The organism is Mycobacterium sp. TH-M11, from assembly GCF_057473725.1.
This window is the reverse complement of record NZ_JBYCLD010000330.1, coordinates 1-1,678: the sequence shown is the minus strand read 5'-3', so window position 1 is coordinate 1,678 and position 1,678 is coordinate 1. Positions and strand designations below refer to the sequence as shown.

At 65.1% G+C, this 1,678-nt stretch carries 2 protein-coding genes and 1 pseudogene; all 3 read left to right on the top strand.

The genetic code is table 11. The features are described 5' to 3' along the window. Positions 1–231, top strand: a pseudogene (locus tag AC2VOG_RS13375) (exodeoxyribonuclease VII large subunit); the annotation flags it as partial. After that, complete coding sequence (locus tag AC2VOG_RS13370) at positions 221–448, top strand: exodeoxyribonuclease VII small subunit (protein WP_486940379.1); 228 nt, start codon at positions 221–223, stop codon at positions 446–448. The pseudogene AC2VOG_RS13375 and the gene AC2VOG_RS13370, both read left to right, overlap by 11 nt. A gap of 63 nt (positions 449–511) precedes the next feature. Beyond that, positions 512–1,630, top strand: a complete 1,119-nt coding sequence (locus AC2VOG_RS13365; protein WP_486940378.1) for a 3-beta-hydroxysteroid dehydrogenase — start codon at positions 512–514, stop codon at positions 1,628–1,630. The last annotated feature ends 48 nt before the right edge of the window (positions 1,631–1,678 follow it).

The following is a 1,678-nucleotide window of genomic DNA, read 5'->3' as shown; positions in this document are numbered from 1 at the left end:
CGACTGATCGACGGGCAGGCCGAGCACGTCGGGCATCTGTCGGCGCGGCTGGCGACACTGGGCCCCGCGGCCACCCTCGCGCGGGGCTACGCCGTGGTGCAGACCGTCGGGGGCAGCGGCGCGGCGGTGCTGCGGTCGGTGGACGACGCCCCCGCCGGGACCAGGTTGCGGGTGCGGGTCGGCGATGGCGCGCTGGCGGCGCTGAGCGAAGGGCCCGTGGATGGCGAGTGAGGAAGCTACACCTATTAGTCAGCTCGGTTATGAACAATGCCGTGACGAGCTGATCGAGGTCGTGCGCCTGCTGGAGCAAGGCGGACTCGATCTCGATACATCGCTGAAACTGTGGGAAAGAGGCGAACAGCTGGCAAAACGCTGCGAGGAACACTTAGCTGGCGCGCGCCAGCGGGTGGCCGACGTGCTGGCCGCCGGCGAATCCGACGATTCTTGACGTCGCACGCATTTCTCTGACTTTTATTCGAAACTGGAACACGTTTCAGTTATCCTCGTCGGCATGGCCGTTCATGCTGCGAATTCTGCCCCGGATCCGACCGCTCGACTGGGCCGCGTGCTCGTCACCGGCGGCTCGGGATTCGTGGGCGCCAACCTGGTGACCACCCTGCTCAACCGGGGTCATCAGGTGCGGTCCTTCGACCGGGCACCATCACCGCTGCCCGCCCATCCGGGACTCGAGGTGCTACTAGGCGACATCTGCGACCGGGACACCGTCGCGGGCGCGGTGAACCGCGTCGACACCGTCTTTCACACCGCGGCACTGATCGCGTTGATGGGCGGCGCATCGGTCACCGAGGACTACCGGCGGCGCAGCTTCGCCGTCAACGTCGAGGGCACCAAGAACCTGGTGCACGCGGCGCGGGCGGCCGGCGTCAAACGGTTCGTCTACACGTCGTCGAATAGCGTGGTGATGGGCGGCAAGCGCATCACGGACGGCGACGAGACGCTGCCCTACACCGACCGCTTCGCCGACCTCTACACCGAGACCAAGGTAGTTGCGGAACGTTTTGTGCTGTCGCAAAACGGTATTGACGGAATGTTGACCTGCGCTATCCGGCCGAGCGGTATCTGGGGCCGCGGCGATCAGACGATGTTCCGCAAAGTATTCGAAAGCGTGCTGGCCGGTCACGTCAAAGTGCTGGTCGGCCGCAAGTCCGCCCGTTTGGATAACTCCTACGTAGACAACCTCATTCACGGGTTCATCTTGGCGGCCGAGCACCTGGAGCCCGGCGGCACCGCGCCGGGCCAGGCCTACTTCATCAACGACGCCGAGCCGATCAACATGTTCGAGTTCGCCCGGCCGGTGGTGACGGCGTGCGGAGAGCGGTTGCCGCGGCTGCGGGTATCGGGCGCCGCGGTGCGCGCGGCCATGCTGGGTTGGCAGCGACTGCATTTCCGCTTCGGTATCCGTGCGCCCATGCTGGAGCCGCTGGCCGTCGAGCGGCTGTATCTGGACAACTACTTCTCGGTCGCCAAGGCCACCCGGGATCTTGGCTACCGGCCGCTGTTCACCACCGAAGAGGCGATTGTCGAGTCCTTGCCGTACTACACCGAATTGTTCGCTCAGATGAAAGCTGCCGCCGGTGCGACTTCCGCGAAAGTGCAACTGTCGAGCTGAATCTCGAGTAGACCTGTCGCTAACCGCACTTTCGCGGACCTAGAGGAG

What these genes read in the sequence shown, in the direction of transcription:
- AC2VOG_RS13370 (WP_486940379.1), top strand. Translation starts at nt 221, where the DNA reads ATGGCGAGTGAGGAAGCTACACCTATTAGTCAGCTCGGTTATGAACAA.
- AC2VOG_RS13365 (WP_486940378.1), top strand. Translation starts at nt 512, where the DNA reads ATGGCCGTTCATGCTGCGAATTCTGCCCCGGATCCGACCGCTCGACTG.